The organism is Umezawaea sp. Da 62-37 (assembly GCF_032460545.1).
In the GTDB taxonomy this organism is placed as follows: Bacteria; Actinomycetota; Actinomycetes; order Mycobacteriales; family Pseudonocardiaceae; genus Umezawaea.
The window spans coordinates 7,530,564-7,556,530 of the sequence record NZ_CP135965.1 but is presented as its reverse complement, the minus strand read 5'-3'; the positions used below and the strand labels follow the sequence as shown (position 1 = coordinate 7,556,530).

Genomic DNA, 25,967 nt, shown 5'->3' with positions numbered 1-25,967 from the left:
CGGCCTACTCCTCGGCGAACCTGGCGGCGGCGCCCCGGATCGCCGCCCGCGCCTGGGTGTCCAGCCTCCGCACCACGTCCGCGGCCGGTGCCGACTCGATCAGGGAGTAGGTCTGCCCGGCCCACAGGGACATGAGTTCGGGGTCGCCGGCCGCGCGGATCGGCTTGGTCATCAGGTGCAGGTTCGGGTACGCGGCGGGGGCGTGCGCGGTGTTCTCGGTGAGGAACCGGTTCACCAGGCCGCGCGCGGGCCTGCCGCTGAACGCCCGCGTGAGCGCGGTCCGGCGGTTCTTCTCCTGGAGCGCCATCCGGTAGCCGGGCGCGGTGCCCGCCTCCGGGCACAGCAGGAACGCCGTGCCGAGCTGCGCGGCCACCGCCCCGGCGGTCACCACCGCGGCGACGTCCGCGCCGGTCACCAGCCCACCGGCCGCGATCAGCGGGAGGTCGACGGCGGCCGCCACCAGCCGCAGCGCGGCCAGCGTGCCGAGGAGTTCGCCGCCACCGGGCGAGACGCCGTCGTCGGTGAGCGTGCCGCGGTGGCCGCCGGCGTCCAGGCCCTGCACGCACAGCGCGTCCGCGCCGATCTGCGCGGCCTGCTTGGCCTCGGCCGCGGTCGTCACAGTCACCACGACGTACGTGCCTGCGGCGTGCAGCCGCCGGACCTCGTCGGTGCCGGGCAGGCCGAAGGTGAACGACACGATCGGAACCCGCATGGCCAGCAGCAGTTCGAGCTTCGCCGGGTACGAGTCGTCGTCCCACACCGGCGTTCCCGGCGTGACACCGGCCAACGCGGCCTGCGCCGCCACCCGCTCGCGGTAGACCGAGAGGTCCACTGTGGACTTCGAGCCCGGCACGAACAGGTTGACGCCGAAGGGCCGGTCGGTCAGCCCGGAGACCTCGGTGAGCCGAGCGGCCAGCGCCTCGACGGTGAGCAGGCCGGCGGCCAGGAAACCCAGGCCACCGGCCGACCCCACTTCCGCGACCAGCTTCGGGGTGGACGCGCCACCCGCCATCGGCGCGGCGATCACGGGTACGGCCAGTCGTTCCAGCATGTACCCGACATTAATCGCTACGGGAGCGAATCCAGGTGCGGCGCCACCGCGTTCGCGAAGGCCCAGCCGTTGGACGCGTCCCAGTTGATCGACCAGGTCATCGCACCGCGGATGGTCGGGTACGTGGTCGACGGCTTGAAGCTCCCGCAGTTCGTGCCCCTGGCGAGGCAGCTCAGCGCGTTGTTCACGGTCTGCGGCGAGACGTAGCCGCTGCCCGCGCCCGACGTCGACGCGGGCAGTCCGAGGCCGACCTGGTCGGCGCGGAGACCGCCCTGGAGCTGGATGCAGGCGAGCGCGGTGATGAAGTCCGCGTTCCCCTGGCTGTAGACCTTCTGGTCGCAGCCGAGCATCGAGCCGGAGTTGTAGTACTGCATGTTGACGATCGTCAGGATGTCCTTGATCGCCAGCGCCAGCTGGAAGTAGCCGCCCGCGGTGGACTGCATGTCGATGGTCTGCGGCGCCATCGTGATGATCTTGCCGCCGCCCGCGTAGATCTTGCGCAGCGCCGCGCCCATCTGGGTCGCGTTGACGCCGTTCTCCAGGTCGATGTCGACGCCGTCGAACCCGTAGGTGGCGATCAGCGAGTTCACGCTGTTGGCGAAGTTGTTCGACGCGGTCGAATCACCGACGCTGATGGTGCCCTTCTCGCCGCCGACCGACAGGATCACCTTCTGGCCGCGCGCCTTCACGGTCTTGATGTCGGCCTTGAACTGCGCGTCGGTGTAGCCGCCGAGCGCGCTGGACAGACCGGGGTCGAGGTTGAAGGTCACCGCGCCGGGCGTGCCCGCCACCGCGTCGGCGAAGGACACCGCGATGATGTCGTAGGTCGTCGGCACGTCGGCGATCTTCAGCACCCTGGCGCCGTTGTCGAAGTTCTGCCAGTAGCCCGTGAGGACGTGCTTCGGCAGCGACGTCACCGGCGGCTGGCCGGGCGTCGTGGTCGTCGTGGTGGTGGTCGTCGTGGTGGTGGTCGTCTTCGTGCTGGTCGTCGTGGGCGGCGTGCCCGGACCGTCCACCGCGACGTCGTCGGCGTAGTACGCGGGCTGGCCGTACCAGCCGTGCAGGTAGATGGTCACGGTCGTGGCCGCGCTGCTGGTGAAGTCCACCGACAGCTGGGTCCACGAGCCGGAACCGGGGGTCCAGGTGCTCTTCTCCCCCGCGCTCGTGCCGGTGACACCGAGGTAGGTGTAGCTGCCCTGCACCCACGCGGACAGCTTGTACGCGGTGTTCGGCACCACGGTCACGGTCTGCGAGCAGCGGGAGTTGTCCTGCCCCGCGGGCGTTCCCGCCAACGCGTACGACCCCGTCCGCTTCGGACTCGTCACCGCCGCGGCACCGCCGGAGCAGGTCCACGCGCTCGTGTTGCCCGCCTCGAAACCGAAGTTGCCCACCACGTTCGCCGCGGAGGCGTTGCCCACCACGAGCAGCCCAAGTCCCGCGAAGGCCACCAGCGCGCTCAGCGCCGCGATCAGCGCTCGTCTCGTCTTCGTACCCACGTGCACCTCACCAGATCCACTTCGGCGGCCACGGCCCGGACGCGTGATGTGGGCCACTCGAAAAATGGACTAGACCACTGCTCGCTGTCAAGACGTGGTGCGCCTGTTGGGCCGAAGGCGGTGTGGACACTGGGCCGAATGGCCTGAACACGGGAAATCGTGTTTGTCCCGTGGTCAACTGGGAATGAACCCACCAGACAGGCACGCGGTCGTCCGACCGTGGAAGTCGGAGGAAGCCATGACCTTCACGCTCCCTGATGCCGTCAACCTGGCCCGCCGCGCTCACGAGGGCCAAGTCGACAAATCCGGAAATCCCTACATCGACCACCCGCTCCGCGTCATGACCCGTGTGGACGGTGCCGCCGAGCAGATGGCCGCCGTGCTGCACGACGTCGTCGAGGACACCTCGGTCACCCTCGACGAGCTCGTCGAACTGGAGTGCCCGACCATCGTCGTGCGCGCCGTCGAGGCGTTGACCCACTTCCCCGACGAGCCCCAGTCCGCGTACCTGGCCCGTGTCGCCGCCGACCCGATCGCCCTGATCGTCAAGCGCGCCGACATCGGCGACAACCTCTCGCCGGACCGCACGGCCCTGCTGCAACCGGTCGAACGCGAACGCCTCCGCGACAAGTACGAGACCGCGCTGAGGCTGCTCGATTATTACGAGAATGGATGAACGTGCCGTATACCACAGGTAACGCCGGTGTGCGAGACAAATCACCCTCGGAATCGATGCAGAAGCCTCGAAAAGGGTGAATGATGGGTGGTGCACGAAGACCGCACCACCCATCAGAAGGAGCTAGATGACCCACCCCAGCACCGCCATCCGGACACTGCGCAAGAGTCTGACGAGCCGCCGCGCGGCCCGCCGGAGCCGCCAGGGCCTCGAGCGGGAGTTGGCCAGCTACAACACCCCGAGCGCCCGCCTCGACCTGGACGCCGTCCTGGCGAGGCACGACTCGGCCGACACCGCCGAGATCAAGGCGATCCTCCACCGCCAGTCCATGGAGCGGATCATCCGCGCCGGCAGCTGACGTGAAGCTGGACCGTTCACCGTCGAACGCGTCTGCGCGCCCCTCGGGGCAGCGACCTGACAGGTAGTTCGACCACAACCAAGAGGCCACCCCGGCAACGCTGCCGAGGTGGCCTTCGTCATGCCCGGCCCGGTCGTCGCGAACCCGTGGCACGCGAAAGCGCCGCACGCGGCGGGCGTACGGCGCTTCCGGTAGAGCCGAACCGCTACTTCTTCTTCTTGTCGTCGTCCGTCGACAGCGCGGCCACGAAGGCTTCCTGCGGCACCTCGACGCGGCCGACCATCTTCATCCGCTTCTTGCCGACCTTCTGCTTCTCCAGCAACTTCCGCTTGCGCGTGATGTCACCGCCGTAGCACTTGGCCAGCACGTCCTTGCGGATCGCCCGGATGTTCTCGCGCGCGATCACCCGCGACCCGATGGCCGCCTGGATCGGGATCTCGAACTGCTGCCGGGGGATCAGCTCCCGCAGCTTCGACGCCATCCGCGTCCCGTAGCCGTAAGCCGAGTCCTTGTGGCAGATGGCGCTGAACGCGTCCACGGCCTCGCCCTGGAGCAGGATGTCGACCTTCACCAGCTCCGAGCTCTGCTCGCCCGACTCCTCGTAGTCCAGCGACGCGTACCCCCGCGTGCGGGACTTCAGGTTGTCGAAGAAGTCGAAGATGATCTCGCCCATCGGCATCGTGTACCGCAGCTCCACACGATCCTCGGACAGGTAGTCCATGCCGCCGAGCTGCCCGCGCTTGGACTGGCACAGCTCCATGATCGCGCCGATGTAGTCGCTGGGCGAGATGATCGTGCACTTCGTGACCGGCTCGAAGATGTCGGCCATCTTGCCGTCGGGCCAGTCGGACGGGTTCGTCACGGTGTGCACCGCGCCGTCCTCCATGACCACGCGGTAGACCACGTTGGGCGCGGTGGAGATCAGGTCCAACCCGAACTCGCGCTCCAGCCGGTCCCGCGTGATCTCCAGGTGCAGCAGGCCGAGGAAGCCGCAGCGGAAGCCGAAGCCCAGCGCCGCCGACGTCTCCGGCTCGTAGGCGAGCGAGGCGTCGTTGAGCTGGAGCTTGTCCAGCGCCTCGCGCAGCTCCGGGTAGTCCGAGCCGTCGACCGGGTACAGACCGGAGTAGACCATCGGCCGCGGCTCGCGGTAGCCGGCGAGCGGCTCGGTCGCGCCCTTGCGCTCGGAGGTGACGGTGTCGCCGACCTTCGACTGGCGGACGTCCTTCACGCCGGTGATCAGGTAGCCCACCTCGCCGACGCCGAGGCCGACGCTGGCCTTGGGCTCGGGCGAGATGATGCCGACTTCCAGGATCTCGTGGATGGCACCCGTGGACATCATCTTGATCCGCTCGCGCGGGGTGATCTTGCCGTCCACGACGCGGATGTAGGTCACCACGCCGCGGTAGGTGTCGTAGACCGAGTCGAAGATCATCGCGCGGGCGGGGGCGTCGGCGTCGCCGACGGGGGCCGGGACCTTGAGCACGACCTCGTCGAGCAGCTCCTTGACGCCGAACCCGGTCTTCGCCGAGACCCGCAGCACCTCGTCGGGCTCGCACCCGATGATGTGCGCGATCTCCTTGGCGTACTTGTCCGGGTCGGCCGCCGGGAGGTCGATCTTGTTCAGCACCGGGATGACCGCGAGGTCGTTCTCCAGCGCCAGGTAGAGGTTCGCCAGCGTCTGGGCCTCGATGCCCTGCGCGGCGTCCACCAGCAGCACGGCGCCCTCGCAGGCCTCCAGCGCGCGGGACACCTCGTAGGTGAAGTCGACGTGCCCAGGGGTGTCGATCATGTGGAGCACGTGGGGCTTCTCGGCGATCTGCCACGGCAGGCGCACGTTCTGCGCCTTGATCGTGATGCCGCGCTCGCGCTCGATGTCCATGCGGTCCAGGTACTGGGCGCGCATCAACCTCGGGTCGACAACGCCGGTGATCTGCAGCATCCGATCGGCCAGGGTCGACTTGCCGTGGTCGATGTGGGCGATGATGCAGAAGTTCCGGATGAGCTCCGGGGGCGTGAACGTCTTGTCGGCGAACGTGCTCACTCGAGTTCCTCGCGCGTTAGGACGGGGGACAGCACATCATCTCATGGCGCGCGAACCCGCTTTTACCTGCTGACCTGAGACGCAGGCCATAAGCTCTGCCGGTGTTCGCAAATGGAGAGGACGCCCGCCCCGCCAGGGGCGCGGTCCGCGAAGTGCACTCGGCCGCCGTCGCCGCCACCCTGGAGTACTCCCCCGACCTGGACGGCCTCGCCGATCCGGGCGAGATCGTGTGGGCCTGGGTGCCCTACGAGGAGGACCCGACGCGCGGCAAGGACCGTCCGCTGCTGGTCGTGGGCAGGCACCACCGCGCGCTGCTGGGTCTGATGCTGTCCAGCAAGGAGCCCGACGACCGGGAGGTGGACGACTGGCTCGACCTCGGCTCGGGCGCCTGGGACCGCGGCGGGAGGCACTCCTACCTGCGGCTGGACCGGGTGTTCGAACTCGACGAGCACGACATCCGCCGCGAGGGCTCGGTGCTGGAGTCCGAGCGGTTCGACCAGGTGGTCGGCGTCCTGCGGGTGCGGCACGGCTGGAACTGACCCGTTCCGGTCGGATTCCCCCGCTCCGGGCGAGGCGCGGGGGGATCCGACCGGCGGGACGTCGAACCGCCGGCTTGGGGGCAACTAGCCTCGGAAGCGCTGCTTGGTGCGGCCGCCGAGCAGCATCCGCAGGCCCACGAGCGTGACGACGATCAGGACGCCGCCGATCGTGACGATCAGCGGCATGCTCATCGGCGGCGCGGTGAGGCTCGCGGCCTGCGGCGTGGCGGCGCCCGCGGCGGGCGCGACCGTCGCGATCGGGATGTTCTTGGTGTCGGTGAAGTCGACCTTGCCGGTCGCCTCCAGCACGGAGATGTGGTCCAGCACGGTCTTCATGCAGACGTCGGCGAAGTCCCTGATCAGCGTGTTCCGGGTACCGGCGCGGACGGTGGACAGGAACATGTAGACCTTGCCGTGCGCGGCGCGGAGCCGGTTGGCGTAGATCTTGTCGAACTCGTCGCTGCCCGCGGGGGCGGCGGTCATCTCGCGCAGCCAGCCCTGCTGGTCGGAGTTCGGGGCCGTGGGCAGGGTGACGTTGAGCATCTTGCCGAGCTCGATCACCCTCGAGTCGAGGTCGGTGTGGCCCTCGACCAGGTGTCTCCCCGCCTCCTGGACGAGCGGGTTGGCCGACTTCTCCAACCCCATCTCGCCCGCGGGCTTCTCCCACAGGCCCGCCAGGCGGACCTTCACGAGCATGTCGCGGGCCGCCGCGTCGAGCGGACCCCACTGCGTCTGCTCGACCTCGGTCGACACGGGTTGGGCGACCGAGGTGCCCGCGAGGGGCAGCAGGAGAGCCGCGAAGGCGACGATCAGCGACGCGGCAGCAGACCGAAGGAGGCGCATGTTCCGGACTACGGATGGGCGGGCGTAGGGGTTCAGGCCAATCGGGTGACTTCCACCGTCACTTCCAGAGCTGAGGCCGCCCCGCCGGAGTAGGTGCCCTTCAGCGGCGCCACGTCGCCGTAGTCCCGCCCGAGCGCGACCCAGATGTGCCGGGGTCCGACCGGGATGGCGTTCGTCGGGTCGTACCCCCACCAGCCGCCGGTCCACGCCTCGATCCACGCGTGGCTCTCGCCGCGCACGGTCTCCCGCACGGCCCCGTCCGGCTTGGTGTGCAGGTAGCCGGACACGTACCGGGACGGGATGCCCATGGCCCGCAGCAGCACCAGCGTGAGGTGCGCGAAGTCCTGGCAGACGCCCTCGCGGGCCCGCCACGCGTCGGTCGCCGAGCTGTGCACGCCGGTCGTGCCGGGCTGGTACTTGAGCTGCTGGTGCACCCAGTGGCACGCCGCGAGCACCGCGTCCGCCGGGCTCACGCCCTTGCGCAGCTCGCGCGCCACCGCGGCCAGCTCCTTGTCCTTGGGCACGTACGGCGTCCAGTCGAGGAACTCGGTGTACCGGTCGAGCAGCGCGTCGGACTTGAGGTCGGGCCAGCTGCCCGCGCGGTTCGGCTCGTTCTCCTCGCCGGTCTCCACGACCGACGACGCCACGACCTTCAGCTCCAGGTGCGGCGCGTGCAGGTCGAACGACGTGACCTCGGTGCCCCAGTAGTCGGTGTACCGGTAGGCCCTGGTCGCGGGCGTGGTCTCGACCCTGCTGACCACGACGTTCTGCCGCCGGTCGCCGCGCGGGGTGAGCCTGGCCTCGTTGTAGGACTGGGTGACGGGGGCCTCGTACCGGTACCCGGTGGTGTGCACCACGCGCACGCGCCAGCTCATGAGGTCACCTTCGCGTTGGTCCAGGCCACCCAGGGCACGGAGTGGAAGTACTGCAGGGAGACCGCCTCGCCGACGTCCCGCACGGTCGCCTGCAACGCCTTGAGCCTGCGCGGCAGGTCCTCCAGCAGGTCGTGCGGGCGGAGGAACTCCAGGTCGCTGCGCGCCTGGCCGAGCAGCCGCAACGCCTCCGCGCGGGCTCCCACCCGGACGCTGGGCTGGTGGTCGAGGTGCTCCAGGCACGACTCGGCCTGGCGCAGGGCGTGGAACACCGAGCGCGGGAACAGCCGGTCGAGCAGCAGGAACTGCACGACGCGGCCCGCGTCCAGGGCGCCGCGGTAGGTGCGCAGGTACGTGTCGTGCGCGCCCGCCGAGCGCAGCACCGTGACCCAGCCGGGCGAGGACGCCTTGTCGCCGACGCGGGACAGCAGCAGCCGGACGATCATGTCGACCCGCTCGACCGACCGGCCGAGCACCAGGAACCGCCAGCCGTCGTCGCGGCTCATCGTCGAGTCGGCCAGGCCCGCGAACATCGCCGCGCGCTCCTCGACGAACGAGAAGAACGCGTGCGGGCCGACCGTGCGGGCGTAGCGCTGGCGCTCCGGCACCGCGTTGTACATCGTGTTGAGGCACTCCCACATCTCGCTCGACACGACCTCGCGGGCGCCCTTGGTGTTCTCGCGCGCGCTGTTGATCGACGCGACGATGGACCCGGCGTTGTCGCCGGAGTAGGCCACCAGCTCGGTCAGCGACCACACGTCCAGCGCTTCCTTGCGCTCCGGCGGGTCGATGCCCAGGACGGCGAGGAGCTGCCGGCTGGTCGCGTCCGGGTCGACGGTCGCGTCCTCCAGCAGCTGGTGCACGGACACGTCGAGGATGCGGGCGGTGTCGTCCGCGCGTTCGACGTAGCGGCCGATCCAGTACAGCGACTCCGCGTTGCGAGCCAGCATCAGACCTCCTCGGTGCGCTGGGAAAGCTGTTGCTGCTGTTGTTGCTGCTGCTGGGTGTTCGACAGCTCCGGTCCCTGCTCGGCCGCGATGGCGGCGAGCCCCTCCGCCCCCGCCAGGCCGGGTTCGGCCAGCTCGCGCTCCACAGTGGAGGAGCGCGGCGCGAGCACCCAGGTGTCCTTGGAACCGCCGCCCTGCGAGGAGTTCACGACCAGGCTGCCCTCCGGCAGCGCGACCCGCGTCAGGCCGCCGGGCAGGACGAAGATGAAGTTGCCGTCGTTGACCGCGAACGGCCGCAGGTCCACGTGCCGCGGCACCAGCCGGTCGCCGACCTTCGTGGGCACGGTCGACAGCTGCACCACCGGCTGGGCGATCCAGCCGCGCGGGTTCAGCTTGATCCGCTTGCGCAGCGAGTTCAGCTCGCGGGTCGTGGCGTACGGCCCGAACACGATGCCGTACCCGCCGGAGCCCTCCACCGGCTTCACCACCAGCTCGTCGAGGTGGTCGAGCACGTAGGAGCACTCGTCGGGCAGCCAGCAGCGGAACGTGTCGACGTTCGGCAGCAGCGGCTTCTCGCCCAGGTAGTACTGCAGGATCTCGGGCATGTAGGTGTAGACGAGCTTGTCGTCCGCGACCCCGTTGCCCATCGCGTTGGCGATGACGACGTTGCCCGCGCGAGCCGCGTTCAGCAGGCCCGCCACGCCCAGGACCGAGTCGGCGCGCAGGTGCACCGGGTCCAGGAAGTCGTCGTCGATCCGGCGGTAGATCACGTCCACCTGCCGCTCGCCCTCGGTCGTGCGCAGGTAGACGAGGTTGTCGCGGCAGAACAGGTCACGCCCCTCGACCAGCTCCACGCCCATCTGCCTGGCCAGCAGCGAGTGCTCGAAGTAGGCGGAGTTCGCCACGCCCGGCGTCAGCACCACCACGTTCGGGTCCGCCGCGTTCGGCGCCGCCGCGTTGCGCAGCGCCCGCAGCAGGTGCACCGCGTAGTCCCCCACCGCGCGCACCCGGTGCCGCGCGAACAGGTCCGGGAACACCCGCGCCATCGTGCGCCGGTTCTCCATCACGTAGGACACCCCGGACGGGCACCGCAGGTTGTCCTCCAGCACCCGGAACACCCCGTCCACGTCCCGCACGAGGTCGACACCCGACACGTGGATCCGCACCCCGTTCGGCGGGTTGATCCCCGCCGCCTCCCGGTGGAAGTGCTCGCACGAGGTGATCAGCCGCCGCGGCAGCACCCCGTCCCGCACGATCTGCGCGTCCCCGTAGATGTCGGCTAGGAACATCTCCATCGCCCGCACCCGCTGCACGATGCCCCGTTCGAGCTTCGCCCACTCCGACGCGGTCAGGATGCGCGGGATCAGGTCCAGCGGGAACGGCCGCTCCTGCCCGGACAGCGAGAACGTGATGCCCTGGTCGACGAACGCCCGTCCGAGCGCCTCCGACCGCGCGTTCAGGTCCGCCACCTCCGACGGCGCGATCGACTCGTGCAGCGCCCGGTACGCCGACCGCACCCCCTCGTCGCGGGTGAACATCTCGTCGTAGGCGTCCGCGTGCGGACGATCCGGATCCAGGTACCCGTCGAACAGCTTGCTCGGCCGCGGGGCCGTCACGGCCGGGCTGCGCCGCAGGGCTGAGGTGCGCGTTCGACGTTCCATGAACGACATACTGACCCGCCGGGTGCCGTTCGCGCACTACCTGGCGCCGGGGAAGTCCAGGACGGAAACGTGGCCGAAACATCGGGGACGATGTCGGGGTGGCCTCTCCGGAGCACGTGCGGGCCACCCGGCCCGCACGCTCCCACCCGCTCGCGGACCGCTCCGGGTCAGGGCGCCAGCGGTCCGACGTCGGCGGTGGTCAGGGGCTTGCGGGCCACCGGGCCGCCGAACTCGTCGGCGCCCACGTCGAGCGCCCCGGTGCGCGCGTGCGGGTCGAAGTCGGTGGTGACGTAGGGGTAGCTGCCGGTAGCGGTGTCGATCGCGGGGCTGTCCGGCGCGAGCCGGGAGAGGCCCGCGGCGTCCACGACCAGCTTCGGGTCGACGGAGCGGTAGCCGTTCGGGATGCCCGCGGTGGCGCCCCAGACGATGTTGCCCTCGTACCTGACCGTCGACCCGGCCGCGATGTCGACCAGCCTGGTCTGCGCCGTGCCGCGGATGATGTTGTTCGCCAGCACGCAGTCCTTGGGCAGGAACGCGCCGCCGTCGTTGTCGACGACCTGACCGGTCCCGATCAGCGTGTTGAACGCGACCACCACCCGGTCGGGCCGGTCGTGGCCGGTGCTGGTGGGGCCGCTGTCGGCCTCGCTGCCGGTGCCGAACACGAGCGCGCGGTCACCGGTGTTGGCGACGTAGTTGTTGACGATCCGGTGGTCGTCGCCGTGGAAGCGGATGCCCGAGCCGAGTAGGACGTTGCCGTCGACGAGGTTGCGGCTGCCGTGGCGCAGCACGATGTAGCCCGAGCTGTCGCGGATGGTGTTGTAGCGCACGACGTTGTCCGAGGACTTGACCGAGATGGCCTCCGGATCGCCGTTGGCCTTCTCGAACAGGTTGTGCTCGACGACCGCGTTGGCCGACTTGGACTGCTTGTGGCTGTAGCCCAGCCGGATGGACTCGCCGCCGTTGTCCCCGGTGAAGCTGTGGTTGTAGAAGTAGTTGTGGTGGATCCGGGTGCGCTGCGCGATCTCCGAACCCGGCCCGGAGATCTGCAGGAACACGCCCTCGGTGCTGCGGTTCTGGAACGTGTTGTGGTCCACCTCGACGTCGTCGCCGTTGACCGTGACCCAGCCGCCGGAACCGGTGAGCTGCACGGAGTTCCGGGTGATCCGGAGGTGGTGGGCGTCGCCGGGCACCGAGAGGCCGCCGCCGTGGCGCAGGGTGAAGCCCTGCAGCACCACGTCGTGCAAGCCGGCGGCGAACGAGAACCCGGCGCTGCCCTTGATCTCCACCTTGCCGACGGTCGCCGCGGTGACGGTGATCGGCGCGGCGGACGTGCCGGACTTCTTGATCGCGATGGCGGCGCTCGCCGTGTACGTGCCCGCGGCCACCTCGATCCGGTCGCCCGGCGCGGCCGCGTTCAACGCGGTCTGCAACGCGGCCAAGCTGGTCACCCGCACCACGGCCGCCGAAGCGGGAACGGCTGTGCCCAGGCCCATCAGCACGGCCGCCACGATCACTGGAAGAACTCGCCTCATCAGCCAACTCCACGGGGTCCGCTGGCGGCGGCTCCCGCACCGTAACCCAGCGCACGGCCCCGTGCCTAGAGATCGAGTTCCATGCGCACGTGCGGCGGCTCGCCGTCGCGGGCGACCTCGCGCCAGCCCTGCCGGGCGTAGAAGGTGCGCGCGCGGACGTTGGGTTCGAACACGTCGAGGCCCGCGAGCGGCACGCCCGACGCGCGCCAGCCGTCCACGCAGGCCCGGTGCAGCGCGCCACCGATCCCGTTGCCCCAGTGGTCGGGGTGCACCTGGAGTTGGAGCAGTTCCGGGCCGTTGACCAGCGCGAACCCGGTAACGCCACCGTCGGTTTCGGCGCAGAGCCACGTGCGGCCGCGCGTCCCGAAGCGGTCCGCGTAGCCGGTCGCGCGCACGGCCGCCTCCCACTCGGCCAGCTCCGCCTCCGGGAGGTGGCCGTCGTAGTAGCTGCGGCGTGCCCGGACGTGGATCTCGACGACGGCCGGTGAGTCGGCGGCCCGTGCCGCGCGCACGACGGTGTTCCCCATGCCCGTTGGACGCCCCAGGAGTCCGGAGGTTGCACGAGGCCCTATCAAAGTGATATCACTTTGATAGGCCGCAGGGGGCGGTCGAGGACACGAAGTGGGTGGAGTCATGAACGCGACGACCGAGATAGCCGCACGGATGCCGGCACCGGCGATCAGGGAGCGCGAGGCGCACGGGCTCGCGGGCATTCCCGCGTTCCTCCTCGGGGTCGCCGGGGAGCTCGTGGGCGGAGGGCTGATCGCGCTGGCGATCGTCCCCGAACCGGGCGACCCGAGCGTCCCGCTGATCATCCTGGGCGCCCTGGTGGTCGCCGCGTCCGCGATCGTGCTGGGCGGCCTGTTCACCGTGGCGCCCGGCGAGGCGCGGGTGCTCCAGTTCCTCGGCCGCTACGTCGGCACGGTCCGCAAGGACGGCCTGCGCTGGGCGAACCCGTTCACCACGCGCAAGAAGGTGTCGACCAGGATCCGCAACCACGAGACCTCCGCGCTGAAGGTCAACGACGCCGACGGCAACCCGATCGAGATCGCCGCCGTCGTGGTGTGGCAGGTCGACGACACGGCGCGCGCGCTGTTCGAAGTGGACGACTTCGTGCGGTTCGTGGGCATCCAGACCGAGACGGCCGTGCGGCACATCGCGAACAGCTACCCCTACGACAACCACGACGAGGCCGGGTTGTCGTTGCGGGAGAACGCGGACGTCATCACCGAGACCCTGTCGATCGAGATCGCGGCGCGGGTGCAGGCGGCGGGCGTGCACGTGATCGAGTCGCGGCTCACGCACCTGGCCTACGCCCCGGAGATCGCCCACGCGATGCTCCAGCGGCAGCAGGCGGGCGCGGTCGTCGCGGCCAGGACGCGGATCGTCGAGGGCGCGGTCGGCATGGTCGAACTGGCGCTCGCGCGGCTCGCCGAGCACGACGTGGTCCAACTCGACGAGGAGCGCAAGGCGGCTATGGTGTCCAACCTGCTGGTCGTGCTGTGCGGCGACCGGTCGACCCAGCCCGTGGTCAACACGGGATCGCTGTACACCTGAGGACGACGTGGTAGAGCGCAAGAGCGTCCTGCTCAGACTCGACCCGGCGGTGCACGACGCGCTGACCAGGTGGGCGGGCGACGAACTGCGGAGCGCCAACGCGCAGATCGAGTTCCTGCTGCGGCGCGCGCTCAAGGAGGCGGGTCGGCTGCCCGGCACGGCGGCCGAGCAGCCCAAGCGCGGGCGACCGCGCAAGGACCCCTAGCAGTGACCCGGCCGCGCGACCTCCACGGGTCGCGCGGCCGCTCGGCACCCCGGACACTGTCCGGGTGATCGAGGAAGGCGCCCCATGAGCGAACTGAACACGCCGTACGAGCACGGCACGCCCGCGTGGGTGGACCAGCTGACGACCGACCTCCGGGCGACCGCGGACTTCTACCGCGGGCTGTTCGGCTGGGACTACGAGGTCGGCACGCCGGAGAACGGCGGCCTCACGATGGCCCTGCTGCGCGGGAAACCCGTCGCGGGCCTGCGCGAGATGCCCCGCGACGCGCCGTTCGCCGTCGTGTGGACGACCTACCTCGCGACCGACGACGTGGACGAGTCGGTCGACCTGACCGAGGACCGCGGCGGCGCCGTGCTGGTGCCCGTGTTCGAGGTGGAGGGTCCCGGCCGGGGCGCGATCGTGGCGGACGCGACGGGCGCGTCGTTCGGGATGTGGGAGGCGGGCACGCACATCGGCGCGTACGTGGTGAACGAGCCCGGCGCCGTGGTGTGGAACGAGCTGGCCACCAGGGACCTCGACACCGCGTCCGCGTTCTACCGCGACGTGTTCGACCTCGAACCCGAACGCACTCCCGGACTCCCCTACACCCGGTTCAAAGTGGACGGCCGCACCGTCGGCGGCGCCTACGCGATGGCCGACGAGGTGCCCACCGACATCCCGCCGCACTGGATGACCTACTTCGGCGTGACCGACGTCGACGCGGCCGTCGACCGGGTCGTCTCGCTCGGCGGCATCGCGGTCGGCGACCCGTCCGACTCCCCGTTCGGCCGCTTCGCCACCGTGGGCGACCCGCTCGGCGCGCCGTTCCGGGTGCTGGACGTCGCCGCACGCTGAGCCACCCCGCTGACCAGCCCGATTCCTGCTGGTCGACGCCCTGCTGGTACTCTTCTTCGGTCGTACCGCGTGGCATTCCGCACTGGAGGAAACCTGCCTTCGGGCAGGGCCGAAACACCACCGCGGTGCACCCCACAAGCAAGAGAACGAGGGCGTAGTCATGGCCAACATCAAGTCCCAGCTCAAGCGGATCAAGACCAACGAGAAGGCTCGACTGCGGAACAAGTCCGTCAAGTCGTCCCTCAAGACCGCGGTGCGCAAGTTCCGCGAGGCCGCCGAGGCCGGCGACAAGGACAAGGCCACCGCGCTCCTGCAGGACGTGTCCCGCAAGCTCGACAAGGCCGCGACCAAGGGCGTCATCCACGCCAACCAGGCCGCCAACAAGAAGTCGGCCCTGGCCAAGCGCGCCAACCAGATCTGACTCACCTTGAACACCCCGGAAGGGCGCCACTCCTCGGAGCGGCGCCCTTCCGGCTTTCGGGGACAGCTGTCAGGGCCGGACTTCAAGGCTGGACTTCAAGGTCGGCTTTGACCGGTGCCACCGGCCGGGAAATCACACGCGTGACAGCGACTCAGCGGGCCTGCTCAGGCCGCGAGCCGGCAGCGCGACAACGATTCGGCAGGCCCGGTCAGGCCGGGAACCAAGAGCGCAACAGCGATCCGACGGGCTTGATCAGGCCGCGGGCCGGAAGCGCGACAGCGACTCAGCGGGCCTGGTCAGGCCGGAGCCCCAGGGGATGGCGGGCCAGCGGCCAGGGCCGACCAAGCCGCGAAGCCGCACGCCCTGACGCCGATGTGCGCCCAGCGCTTGTCGCCTTGCCGCCCACGGACAAGGCAGGCCAGGAGTCCCCGATCGAGCAAGGCCACCCGATCTACAGGCTACAAGCGGGGTACGACATTTCCGGTGGCTTGCACCACGCCCGATCACGCTGCACGACGACCGGCCAGGCCGCACGACGACCGATTAGGCCGAGCAACGGCTGATCAGGCCTGCACGACAACCGATCAGAGGTGCCGTGCGTCCGATCAGGCCGCGCGGCAGCCGACCAGAAGACACCGGCGCAAGATGCCGACCCCGGCTCAGCGACCACCGTGCACGGCGACGATCCGCAGAACCGCCCGCTCCAGCGCGTAGTCCGCGTCGGCGGCGACACCCTTCACGTCGGCGTTCAGCAGGGCCACCACGGACATCGCCTCGGCCAACCCCGACGAGTCCCACCCGCGGGACTGCCCCTGCGCCTTCTTCACCTTCCAGGGCGGCATCCCCAACTTGCCCGCCAGCTGGAACGGGTCCGCCCGACCCGCCGCCGAGACGCGCGCGATGGTCCGCACGGAGTCGGCGAGCGCGTCCGCGACCAGCACGTGCGGCACGCCGGTCTGCATGGCCCAGCGCAACGCTTCCAGGGCGCCTGCCCGATCGCCGATCACGGCCTTCTCCGCCACCGCGAAGCCGGTCACCTCGGCCCGGCCGCGGTGGTACCGGCGGACCTCGTCGGCGTTCACGTTGCCACCGCTGTCGGCGACGAGCTGCGACGCGGCGGCGGCCAGCTCGCGCAGGTCGGTGCCGACCGAGTCGATCAGGACGGCGATGCCCTCCGGGTCGATCTTGCCGCCCGCGGAGCGGACCTCGTTGCGGACGAAGGCCTCGCGCTCGTTGGCCTTGGTGATCTTGGGGCAGTCGATGACGACCGCGCCCGCCTTGCGGAGGGCCGCGGGCAGTTCCTTGGCCGCCTTGCTCCGGCCGCCGCCGGAGTGGATCACGACGAGCGTGATGCCGTCGGCCGGGGCCTTGGCGTAGGCGATCACCGTGTCGGCGATCTCCTTGCCCGCCTCCTGCGCGGCCTCCAGCGCGATGACGCGCCCCTCGGCGAACAGCGACGGGCTCACCAGTTCAGCCAGTTCAGGCGGGGTGAGGTCGGTCACCCTGATCCTGGTCAGGTCGGCCTGGGCGTCGATCTTGCGGGCCGCGTCCAGCGCCGCGCGCACCGCTCGTTCGACCAGCAACTCCTCGTCGCCGACCACGAGTTGCAACGGATCCGGCGTGACAGCGGGCGCACTCACGGGTGAGATCCTGCCACGCCCCACCGACTCCCGAAGTGTGGACACCGGTGGTCGAGGAACGGGAGGGTGCCGTAACTTGGTGGTCACAACTGAATACCGCTCATCCAGAGGGGCAGAGGGATCGGCCCGAAGAAGCCCCGGCAACCCGATCGTCAGGTTTTCGCACGCGTGCGAACGCCCGACGGTCATGGTGCCAATTCCGACCCGCGCTGCGGGACAGATGAGGAGTTACCTCGCGATGACTGCTGTCAGTGTGCCCACGAGCACCACCTTCGACCTCGGCCCCGCCCGCGCGCTCTCGTGTCGCGAGTGCGGACACGAAACCCCGCTCGCCGCCGAGTACGCGTGCGTCGAGTGCTTCGGGCCGCTGGAAGTGGCCTACGACTTCGGCCGGATCCGCCGTGAGGACATCGAGGCCGGCCCCCGGTCCATCTGGCGCTACCGCGGCCTCCTCCCCGTTCCGTCGAACGTCCAGTCCCACCCCAACACCGAGCCCGGCGGCACCCGGCTGGTCCAGGCGGACCGGCTCGCCAAGGCGCTGGGCCTGCGCAAGGTGTGGGTGAAGGACGACACCGGCAACCCCACCCACTCGTTCAAGGACCGCGTGGTCGGCGTGGCGCTGGCCGCCGCCCGCGAACTGGGCTTCAAGGTGCTCGCCTGCCCCTCCACCGGAAACCTCGCCAACGCCGTCGCGGCCGCCGCGGCCCGCGCGGGCTGGGACTCGGTCGTGCTGGTGCCCTCCTCCCTGGAACAGGCCAAGATCCTGATGACCGCCGTCTACGACGGTGCCCTGATCGCCGTCGACGGCAACTACGACGACGTGAACCGCCTCGCCCAGGAACTGGCCGCGGAGCACGAGGACTGGGCGTTCGTGAACGTCAACGTCCGCCCGTACTACGCCGAGGGCTCGAAGACGCTGGGCTACGAGGTCGCCGAGCAGCTCGGCTGGCGGCTGCCGGAGCAGATCGTCGTGCCGATCGCCTCCGGCTCGCAGCTCACCAAGGTGGACAAGGCTTTCCGCGAGTTCGGCGAACTCGGCCTGGTCGAGCAGACGCCGTACCGCGTGTTCGGCGCCCAGGCCACGGGCTGCTCCCCCGTCTCCCTCGCGTTCAAGGAGGGCCACGACGTGGTCCGCCCCGTCCGCCCGGACACGATCGCCCGCTCCCTCGCGATCGGCGCCCCCGCCGACGGCCCGTACGTGCTGGACGCCGTGCGCCGCACCGGCGGAGCCATCGAGGACGTCACCGACGAGGAGGTCGTCGAGGGCATCCGCCTGCTCGCCAGGACCGAGGGCATCTTCGCCGAGACCGCGGGCGGCGTCACCGTCGCCACCGCGAAGAAGCTGGTGGAGTCGGGCAAGCTCGACCCCGACGCCGAGACCGTCCTCCTGATCACCGGCGACGGCCTGAAGACCCTCGACGCGGTCGCCCACACCCTCGCCCCGCTCGCGACCGTGCCCCCGTCGGCCCAAGCCGTGCTGGACGCGCTCGCCAACCGCTGACAGACCTCCTTCCCCTCGATCCGGACCGCGCCGGGCACACCCGGCAGGCCACCGACTTCTCCCCTGGTGGGCGGGCACTCGACCACGAGTGCCCGCCCACGTTCCTCAGCGCAGCAGGTAGGCGTCGATGATCGTCTGTTCGACCCCGTTGCCCGCGTGATCACCCGCCTTCGCTCGCAACGACACCGACGTGGCTCCTCGCGGGTGCGACAACCGCAACGCGCACCCGCCGAGCACCGGGACCCGCTGCCACGTCATGCCGCTGTCGTAGGACACCTCTGCCGACGTGATCCGCTGCCGCGCCCCACCGGCACCCGCCTGGCTCCGCACCGAGACCGGCACCGTGAACCGCTTGCCCGCCTCCGCCGCCCCGCTCACGTCGAGTTCCGGCGTGAACCGGATGACCGAGATCGGCAGCGCCGTGATCCCCTCCGTGCGGTCGGACCGGAACGTCCACGAGGCTGAAACCTCTGTGCTCAACGGGGAATTGGTCCGGGTCGCCTCGGTGGTGAGCCGGTAGTCGGCCGCGCCACCTGGATCGGTGAACCAGCCGTACCCGGCGTCGCCGGTCCCGCCGAGCAGCACCCCGTCGCGGTACAGCTTCGTGGTGCCCACCGCCGTCGACCGGCCCGCGTTGCCCGCGCTGTCGCCGAAGAGCGGCAGGTTGGCGACGAGGTCCTCGTCGTTGCGGTACAGCCACGGCCGGTCCCGGTTGTCCGGCAGCGCGGGCCCGAAAACGCCGTGGTGGAAGGATTCCGCGTAGATCCGGCGCGGCGCGTAGGACTTCGGCGGACCGTCCAGACCACCCTGGTACCCCGTAGGGCTCTGGACGTTGAGCCGCCGCGCCCAGTCCGCGTTGTCACCGCCGTAGTACTCGGTCCGCACGCCCGGAGCGGTGAACGACTCGACCGCGCCCCAACTCCAAGCGCCCTGGCCGTGCGGCGAGGACGTGTTGCCGATCGCCGCCGACTCCCCCGGCTGGAGCTTGCCGACGTCGACCTCCACCTTCGCCAGGTCGGACTGGCTGACCACCTCGGTCAGCCCGGTGTGCGTCCTCCCCTTGAGGTACCAGGCAAGGCCGTAGAACTCGGCTCCGCCCTTCGCGATCCAGCTCGTGCTGAGCTGACCGGTCACCTCGTCGGCCGGGGCGTCCGGGCCGAGGTGCGCCATCCCGACGTGGGCGGTGCTGCCGCCGAACGACAGACCCCCGATCGTGTACTTCTTCGAGCCCGCGACCCGCTGGAAACCCGTCTGCAGCAACGAAAGCCTCGCCGTCGGATCCGGCAGGGTCACCGAGACCGGTCTGGCCAGCCGCGCGTCCAGGTCGATGATCATCGGCCCGGACACGGTCAGATCGGGGTAGTTGAACACGTCGTGGGTGTAGGTGGCGCCGGAGCCCTGCACGGAACCGAACAGCAGGTACCTGCCCACGGGCATCCGACGCCGCAGCAGACCGTCGTCGCCCCTGGCGAGGGACACGAACGCGCCGGAGTCCACGTCGACCACCGCCGCCGAGTAGTACGACGCCTTCTCACCGGACCGGCCGATCCCGTCGACGACCAGGTCGTAGCTCTCCGCCTCGAGGTCGATCGCGACAGCCGTCCGGGCACTGACCCCACCTGACGCGGCCACCAGCGCCCCGCCGAACTGACCGCCCGCGGGCGCCCTGCTCACGTCCGCGGTGACCGTCGCGGCCGCCGTGCCCCCTGCGGGCACGGTCAACCGGGCCGGTGACACGGCGAACAGCCCGGCAGGCGCCGGTGTGCCGTCCGGCGTGGTCACGTCGACCCGGAGGTCCAGCGTCAGCGGCGTGGCACCGCTGTTGGCGTAGCTCACCTCCTTGGTCACGGCGGGCTGCTCCACATGCGGCCACCGGAACTCCCCGAACCCGACGCTGCTGGGCGCGCTGGTGATGTCCTGCGTCAACACCCGCGCCGAGTCGACCCGTCCCGAACCCTGCTGGAACGGTGTTAGGCCCGCGGTCGGCGTCGCGGACGCGATGAGCCGCGCCTTGAGCTGCTCACGGGTCGACTCCGGGTGCTGCTGCACCAGCAGCGCGGCCGCGCCCGCCACGTGCGGCGTGGCCATCGACGTGCCGGACAACGACGTGTAGCCGTCCACGACCGGCGGGCCGATGCGCCCGTCGGCGTGCCGCGCGGCGACGATGTCGACACCGGGCGCGGTGATGTCCGGCTTGATGACGCCGCCACCCTCGCGCGGCCCCCGACTGGAGAACTCCGCGAGCCCGTTGTCCCGATCCACCGCACCCACGGTCAACGCCTCGTCGGCGCTGCCGGGCGACCCGATGGTCCGCGCACCGGGTCCGGAGTTGCCCGCCGCGATCACGAACAACGTGCCGTACCGAGCCGACAGCGTGTTCACGGCCTCTTCGAGCGGATCGACCTCCGGGGTGTCGTAGCCGCCGAGGCTCATGTTCGCGACGTCGGCGCCCTGCTCCGCGGCGAACTGCATCCCCGCGATGATCCCGGAGTCCTGCCCGCTGCCCGCGTCGTTGAGCACCTTCACGTCCAGGATGCGCGCGCCGTACGCGACGCCCTTGTACTTGCCCCCGGACTTCGCCCCGGTGCCCGCGATGATCGACGCCACGTGCGTGCCGTGCCCGTAGTGGTCGACGGAGTCCTTGGTACCGGAGAAGTTCCGCTCGGCGACCTCCCGGTCGGCGAGGTCAGGATGGGTCTGGTCGACCCCGGTGTCCAGCACCGCGACCGTCACGCCCTCACCGGTGTACCCGGCCCGCCACGCGGCGGGCGCCCCGATCTGCGGCACGCTGTGGTCCAGCGACGCGGTCCGCACCCCGTCGAGCCACACCTTCCTGATCCCCGTCCCCGCGAACGAGCCGACCCCGGTGAGCCCGGCCCACAGCCCCGAGCCCGCCGACTTCTCGGCGTTGATCGCGACACCGCCGACGCTCGGCAGGTCGAGCGTCACGGTGGTGCCCGCCATCGCGGCGGACCGCTGCCGCCCCGGCAGGTAGGTGACGATCAGCGGCAACGTCGCCCGCTCCGCGTCGCCGTACCCGCCGGCGATCAGCTCGGTGACGTCGAACAGCCGCCGGTCCAGCACCCCGTCGGCCAGCAGCGGCTCCGCGTCCGCCGGCACCACGAAGCTGTGCCCGTCCGCCTCGTAGGTCGAGAACACCATCGACTCCCGACCGGCCCCCGGCTCGAGGTACCCGGCCGATCCCCGGAAACCGGGAAACACCCGGTCACCGGTCAGCAGCGTCACCGACCCCGCGTTCCCGCCCGCCTGCTCGGCGACCAACGGCGCCCCGACCGGCGTCCCCTGCCCGGCGCGGGCAACCTGCGCACCGCTCAGCACCACCGAGTTCAGCACCACCGCGCCCGTCACCACCGCGACGAGCGCCCTCCGCGGAGGTCCACCGCTCCAACCACGCACCGATGCCTCCAAGTGACTGTTGTGTCGCGGACAGTAAAGAACCTTTCCTTACTCTGACAAGGACCCACCACCACTTGGTCCGGACCTGACCGGATCAGGTCAGGGGCGTCTCACCACGTCGACCGGCATCGCGGCGGAACCGGGAACACGCCCGCCCGTCGGTCACATGGCGATCCGATCACTGCGCAGCCAGCCCGTGCGCGGGAACCGGGTCAGTTCCGGCAGGACGTGCGGACCGATGGACTCCTTCGCCGTCCGCCAGGCCACGAGCTTTTGCGGCCACGGCGCCGCCGCCTTGGCCCGGTTGTACGCGTGGGTGTGCCAGGGCAGGTCGTCGATGGTCAGGTCGTCGTCGAACAGCTGCTCCGAAAGCAGCTCGTGAACCTCGTCGGGCGACGTCACCTCGGTCGGCTTGACCAGCGCGGTGATCGTGACCCTGGCGACGATGCCCCGACCGCCTCCTCGGAGGCCTTCGCAGGCGTAGTAGGTGAAAGCGGGCTTCAGCTCGCCGGTCGGCCATGGTGCCGGGATGTAGCCCGGCTGCCAGAGCACCCAGCTGAGCGCGGCCGTCCCGCCCGGCGGTGACCAGCCGACGCCCAACCTGATCCAGGTGCCGCTCATCCTTTCCTCCCCTTCATCGTTTGCTTCGTACGACAAGCGGCCCACCGTCCCCGTGCAGGACCGCGGTGTCGCCATCCCGGTCGGTGCGCAGCACCAGCGCCCCTCGCCGGGTCAAGGCGTCGATCACCGGCCCGTTCGGGTGGCCGTACCGGTTGCCCGCGCCGACGCTGACCAGCGCCACCCTCGGCCGGACCGCGGCCAGGAACTCAGGCGCCGAGAACCGCGATCCGTGGTGGGGCACCTTCAACACCTCGGCGGCCAGATCGACGTGCCCGCCCAGCAGAGCGGCCTGGCCCGCCAGTTCGATGTCACCGGTCAGCAGCACCCGGCCGGCCGCCGTGCGGGCGCGCAGCACCAGCGACGAGTCGTTGATCGCCGTGTTCTCGTCCTCGGCCGAAGCGGGTTCCCCCTTCGGCCCCAGCACTTCCAGCGCCAGTCCCGGCCACTCCAGACGTTGACCAGCGGTCAACTCGACCAGTTCCACGCCCGCCGCCTGCGTCCGACGGCGAACCTCCTCCCACGCCCAGCCCGGTTCGTGCGACGGCCCGATGGCCACCGCACCCACGCTCCGGTCGGCGAGCACGGCCACGAGCCCACCGATGTGATCCGCGTGCAGGTGGCTGAGCACCAGCAGCGGAATCCGCCGGATCCCCAGGCGCCGCAGGCACGACGCGACCGGCGCCGGATCCGGTCCGGTGTCGACCAGCACCGCCCGGCCGGGTTCGGCCGTGGCGAGCACGACCGCGTCCCCCTGCCCGACGTCGCAGGCGACGGCCGACCACCCCGCGGGTGGCCAGCCCGGTGCGACGACCTGGGTCGGCACCAGCACCAGCACGGCACCGACCAGCACCGCGGCCAGCAACGTCCGGGTCCGTCGTGCTTTCAGCAACCCGTACGCCACCAGCAGGACCACCGTCAGCAGCAGCCCGCCCCGCCACCCCTCGATCCAGGCCACGGACCCGCCCGGCACCTCCGACGCCTTCCGGCCGACCGCGATCAGCCAGCTCACCTCGGGCCCGGACAGCTCGACCAGCACCCGTGCCGCACCGTGGTGGACAGGGGCCACCACGGCGGCGAGCACGCCCAGCACGGTCGCCGGCGCCACGACCGGAGCGGCCAGCAGGTTGGCCACCACGGACACCAGGCTGATCCGCCCGGAGATCGCCACCACCAGCGGAGCGGTCACCAGGCTGGCCGCCATCGGCACGGCCAGCGCTTCCGCGAGCCCGATCGGCACACCGCGATCCCGCAGGCCCGCCGCCCACCGGGGCGAGAGGAGCACCAGCGCCGCCGTGGCGACGACCGACAGCGCGAACCCCGGAGCGACACCCAGCGCCGGGTCGTACAGGACCAGCACGATCACCGTCGCCGCCAACGCGGGCAACGCCGACCGCTCCCGACCCAGCACCAGCGCCAGCAACGCCACCGCGCCCATCACCGCGGCCCGCAGCACACTCGGCTCCGGCCCAGCGAGGATGACGAACCCCACCAGGGCCACCGACGCCCCCGCCGCACACCCCTTCGGCCCGATGCGGAAGATCCGCAGCAGCAACAGGACCGCTCCGCACAGGATCGCGAGGTTCGCACCGCTGACGGCCAGCAGATGGGCGAGACCCGCTGTGCGGAACTCGTCCTCCACCCTCGACGACACCTCGGCGGTGTCGCCCACCACCAGGGCGGGCAGCAGACCGGCGGGTTCCGGATCGAGGGTGGTGGCGGCCTCGCGCAGACCGGACCGGAGTGCTTCGGCGGCCCGCTGCCAGACGGGTGCCTGCCCCGTCCGCAGGGGCGGACCGCGAACCCGCAACACCGCCACCGTGAGCTCCCCCGACCTCGGCGGCGCGAGAACGCCTCGGGCCGTGATCTCCTGGCCGGGCAACAGGTTGAGCCAGCCCGACGCCGGTGCCACCAGCAACACCTCACCTCCTCCGCGGATCGTCACACCCTCCAGTTCGATCGAGTCGACGTCCGCCCGCACGATCACCGACTGGACTCCGCCGGGACGGCCCGCGAACCCTTCGGAGCGCAGACCGCGTGGCCGGTCGGACAGTTCCGCCCGCAGGACGACCGACTCACCGCGGTTCGCGGCCGCTCGGGCGGGATGGCTTTCCGACTGCTGCACCCGCAGCCCTATCGAGCCCGCCGCCACCGGTGCCACGACGGCGAGTGCCAGGGCGCACGACCGTTCGCACCAGCCTTTGCGGAGTGCCACCGCGCCCACCAGGCAGGCGCAGGTACCGATGAGAACGGCGGCGAGCCAGCTCCAGAGCAACCCGCTCAGGGCCACCGCCCAGACCAGCAGTGCCGCGGGAACCAGTCGGACATGGGGGCTCACGCCTCCGCCACCCTGGGAGTCGGGGCTCGTGGTCTGGAGTCCGTTGTGGACGAAAGTTGACGGGAGTGGACAAGCCCGGAAGTAGCAGGGCGGTTGACGGGAACGGGCCAGAGGCGGCGGGTGAGGACGCGCCAGTTCCGGAGGATGCGCTTGAGTGCGGCTGTCGGCAGGTGGGCCTGGTCGGAGGCAAACGGGGGAAACGCGGTTGCGCGGCGGGCCGCCACAAGGCTGGTGGCGGTGGGACGGCGGATGAGAGCGGACCAGAGAGGACGAACAGGAATCCTCCGGTTTCGGAGGAGGCGTTCGAACGTGGTCGACGGCGGAAGGACTTGATCAGGGCTGAACGGCGCGCACGCGGCCGTGTAGCCGGGTACAGGACTGGAGGCGGCAGGGCGGTCGATGGGGGCGGGCCACAGGGAACGGGTGAGGATGCGCCAGTTGCGGAGGGCGCGTTCGAGGGCGGCTGTCGGGTTCCGCGTGGGCGAGGTGGTGCTCGCCGGGCGGGTCATGTGGTCACCAGTTCGCGGAGTTTCACGAGGCGGCTGCTGCCGATGCCCTCGATCTCGCGGAGCTGGTCGACGGAGCTGAACGGGCCGCGTTTGGTTCTCCGGTCGAGGATCCGTTGTGCGGTGACGGGGCCTACGCCGGGGAGGCTGTCGAGCTGGTCCTTGGTCGCGGTGTTCAGGTTCAGCTTCTCGTCGGGGCTTGGTTCGGCGGGTGCGGGAACGGGTGCGGTGCCGACGGCGACCTGTTCGCCGTCGACGACCTTGCGGGCCAGGTTCAGGCCTTGGGGGAGCACGCCGGGGTTCACGCCGCCCGCGGCCGTGATGGCGTCGGCCACGCGGGCACCGCTCGGCACGGTCACCAGGCCGGGTCTGGGGACCTCGCCCACGACGTTGACCACGACCGGTTCCGGTGGGCTGGACGTGACGGCGGCCACCGCGACGGGCAGGTCCGGCGGGCGTTCCGGGCTGGGGCGTTGCGACCACATGGCGATGAGGACCACGACGGCGGTCGCGGCCGCGGTCATGGCGTAGAGGGCACGGCGTTTGCCCGGCGGAGGGGTGTCGGGGAGCCAGCGCTCCACGAGTCTGCCCGCCCTGCGGCGGGCCCAGCGGAATCTGGGCGGCGGCGGATCCGGTTCGCCGTCCGCGCTGGTGAACACGACGGTCCTGCCGGTGTCCGCGGCTGGTTCCGCGGCGGCTTGCTCGGCCAGGGTTTCCAGCCGGACTCGGGACGGGGCTTGGGTTGTGCGCGGTTCGAACATGCACTCGACGCTAGGGCCGGAGGTGGCAGGCGCGAAGGAGCAGTTCGTGAACTGTGGACAAGTGGTGGGGCTGTGGACAGGTTCGGATCTTGAAACCGGAATCGTCGGTGGCGTGTGGCAGGATGCCGGCGC

The 25,967-nt window shown here is 70.8% G+C and carries 22 protein-coding genes and 1 riboswitch; of the genes, 8 read left to right on the top strand and 14 right to left on the bottom strand.

Going from position 1 to position 25,967, the window contains the following annotated elements; translation table 11 throughout:
* Positions 1-4 precede the first annotated feature (4 nt).
* Together RM788_RS34865 and RM788_RS34860 are read right to left on the bottom strand one after the other, a co-directional pair.
* Positions 5-1,051: a nitronate monooxygenase gene (locus RM788_RS34865; RefSeq protein WP_315923101.1), complete on the bottom strand. Its 1,047-nt coding sequence runs from the start codon at positions 1,049-1,051 to the stop codon at positions 5-7.
* Positions 1,052-1,068: 17 nt separating this feature from the next.
* Positions 1,069-2,547 carry a chitinase gene (locus RM788_RS34860; RefSeq protein WP_315923099.1) on the bottom strand — a complete coding sequence of 493 codons (1,479 nt, stop codon included), beginning with the start codon at positions 2,545-2,547 and terminating at the stop codon, positions 1,069-1,071.
* A 238-nt stretch (positions 2,548-2,785) separates the two neighbouring features.
* On the opposite strand from RM788_RS34860, the gene RM788_RS34855 reads away from it, so the two are divergent.
* Entirely contained in the window at positions 2,786-3,223 is a 438-nt protein-coding gene (locus tag RM788_RS34855; RefSeq protein ID WP_315923097.1) for an HD domain-containing protein, read from the top strand.
* Between the two features lie 127 nt (positions 3,224-3,350).
* Positions 3,351-3,581 (top strand): hypothetical protein, encoded by a 231-nt coding sequence (locus tag RM788_RS34850; RefSeq protein ID WP_315923094.1) that lies wholly within the window; start codon positions 3,351-3,353, stop codon positions 3,579-3,581.
* 205 nt (positions 3,582-3,786) lie between these two features.
* Here RM788_RS34850 and lepA read toward each other — a convergent pair whose 3' ends face one another.
* Positions 3,787-5,622: a translation elongation factor 4 gene (gene lepA, locus RM788_RS34845; protein ID WP_315923092.1), complete on the bottom strand. Its 1,836-nt coding sequence runs from the start codon at positions 5,620-5,622 to the stop codon at positions 3,787-3,789.
* Between the two features lie 101 nt (positions 5,623-5,723).
* On the opposite strand from lepA, the gene RM788_RS34840 reads away from it, so the two are divergent.
* The gene (locus RM788_RS34840; RefSeq protein WP_315923090.1) at positions 5,724-6,161 is read left to right on the top strand and encodes a type II toxin-antitoxin system PemK/MazF family toxin; all 438 of its coding nucleotides are present in this window, start codon (positions 5,724-5,726) and stop codon (positions 6,159-6,161) included.
* A gap of 84 nt (positions 6,162-6,245) precedes the next feature.
* Here RM788_RS34840 and RM788_RS34835 read toward each other — a convergent pair whose 3' ends face one another.
* From RM788_RS34835 to RM788_RS34810, 6 genes are all read right to left on the bottom strand, one after another.
* The gene (locus RM788_RS34835; RefSeq protein ID WP_315923088.1) at positions 6,246-7,004 is read right to left on the bottom strand and encodes a DUF4142 domain-containing protein; all 759 of its coding nucleotides are present in this window, start codon (positions 7,002-7,004) and stop codon (positions 6,246-6,248) included.
* A gap of 32 nt (positions 7,005-7,036) precedes the next feature.
* A complete protein-coding gene (locus RM788_RS34830) occupies positions 7,037-7,879 on the bottom strand; it encodes a transglutaminase family protein (protein ID WP_315923086.1) in 843 nt (280 codons plus the stop codon).
* Positions 7,876-8,826, bottom strand: coding sequence for an alpha-E domain-containing protein (locus tag RM788_RS34825; RefSeq protein WP_315923083.1), 951 nt, complete (start codon positions 8,824-8,826; stop codon positions 7,876-7,878). The genes RM788_RS34830 and RM788_RS34825 overlap by 4 nt, the downstream gene beginning before the upstream one ends.
* Entirely contained in the window at positions 8,826-10,493 is a 1,668-nt protein-coding gene (locus RM788_RS34820; RefSeq protein ID WP_399340990.1) for a circularly permuted type 2 ATP-grasp protein, read from the bottom strand. The genes RM788_RS34825 and RM788_RS34820 overlap by 1 nt, the downstream gene beginning before the upstream one ends.
* Before the next feature lie 158 nt (positions 10,494-10,651).
* A complete protein-coding gene (locus tag RM788_RS34815) occupies positions 10,652-12,016 on the bottom strand; it encodes a polysaccharide lyase 6 family protein (RefSeq protein WP_315923079.1) in 1,365 nt (454 codons plus the stop codon).
* A gap of 65 nt (positions 12,017-12,081) precedes the next feature.
* On the bottom strand, positions 12,082-12,543 hold the full coding sequence (locus tag RM788_RS34810) for a GNAT family N-acetyltransferase (protein ID WP_315923077.1): 462 nt from the start codon (positions 12,541-12,543) through the stop codon (positions 12,082-12,084).
* A 106-nt stretch (positions 12,544-12,649) separates the two neighbouring features.
* On the opposite strand from RM788_RS34810, the gene RM788_RS34805 reads away from it, so the two are divergent.
* The 4 genes from RM788_RS34805 to rpsT all read left to right on the top strand — a co-directional run bounded on the left by RM788_RS34805 (position 12,650) and on the right by rpsT (position 15,054).
* Positions 12,650-13,573, top strand: a complete 924-nt coding sequence (locus tag RM788_RS34805; protein ID WP_315923075.1) for an SPFH domain-containing protein — start codon at positions 12,650-12,652, stop codon at positions 13,571-13,573.
* Positions 13,574-13,580: 7 nt separating this feature from the next.
* Positions 13,581-13,778 carry a type II toxin-antitoxin system antitoxin gene (locus RM788_RS34800; RefSeq protein ID WP_315923073.1) on the top strand — a complete coding sequence of 66 codons (198 nt, stop codon included), beginning with the start codon at positions 13,581-13,583 and terminating at the stop codon, positions 13,776-13,778.
* An 84-nt stretch (positions 13,779-13,862) separates the two neighbouring features.
* Positions 13,863-14,633: a VOC family protein gene (locus RM788_RS34795; protein ID WP_315923071.1), complete on the top strand. Its 771-nt coding sequence runs from the start codon at positions 13,863-13,865 to the stop codon at positions 14,631-14,633.
* 160 nt (positions 14,634-14,793) lie between these two features.
* Positions 14,794-15,054, top strand: coding sequence for a 30S ribosomal protein S20 (rpsT, locus tag RM788_RS34790; RefSeq protein ID WP_315923069.1), 261 nt, complete (start codon positions 14,794-14,796; stop codon positions 15,052-15,054).
* A gap of 659 nt (positions 15,055-15,713) precedes the next feature.
* On the opposite strand, the gene holA is transcribed toward rpsT, so the two are convergent.
* Positions 15,714-16,694, bottom strand: coding sequence for a DNA polymerase III subunit delta (holA, locus tag RM788_RS34785; RefSeq protein WP_315923067.1), 981 nt, complete (start codon positions 16,692-16,694; stop codon positions 15,714-15,716).
* Between the two features lie 97 nt (positions 16,695-16,791).
* Positions 16,792-16,921, top strand: a riboswitch (SAM riboswitch).
* 11 nt (positions 16,922-16,932) lie between these two features.
* Here holA and thrC point away from each other — a divergent pair.
* A complete protein-coding gene (gene thrC, locus RM788_RS34780; RefSeq protein ID WP_315923065.1) occupies positions 16,933-18,195 on the top strand; it encodes a threonine synthase in 1,263 nt (420 codons plus the stop codon).
* A 105-nt stretch (positions 18,196-18,300) separates the two neighbouring features.
* Here thrC and RM788_RS34775 read toward each other — a convergent pair whose 3' ends face one another.
* From RM788_RS34775 to RM788_RS34760, 4 genes are all read right to left on the bottom strand, one after another.
* Positions 18,301-21,612, bottom strand: coding sequence for a S8 family peptidase (locus tag RM788_RS34775; protein ID WP_315923062.1), 3,312 nt, complete (start codon positions 21,610-21,612; stop codon positions 18,301-18,303).
* Positions 21,613-21,774: 162 nt separating this feature from the next.
* Positions 21,775-22,233 (bottom strand): hypothetical protein, encoded by a 459-nt coding sequence (locus tag RM788_RS34770; protein WP_315923060.1) that lies wholly within the window; start codon positions 22,231-22,233, stop codon positions 21,775-21,777.
* A 13-nt stretch (positions 22,234-22,246) separates the two neighbouring features.
* Positions 22,247-24,568: a DNA internalization-related competence protein ComEC/Rec2 gene (locus RM788_RS34765; RefSeq protein WP_315923058.1), complete on the bottom strand. Its 2,322-nt coding sequence runs from the start codon at positions 24,566-24,568 to the stop codon at positions 22,247-22,249.
* 505 nt (positions 24,569-25,073) lie between these two features.
* Positions 25,074-25,835, bottom strand: a complete 762-nt coding sequence (locus tag RM788_RS34760) for a ComEA family DNA-binding protein (protein WP_315923056.1) — start codon at positions 25,833-25,835, stop codon at positions 25,074-25,076.
* Between the last annotated feature and the right edge of the window lie 132 nt (positions 25,836-25,967).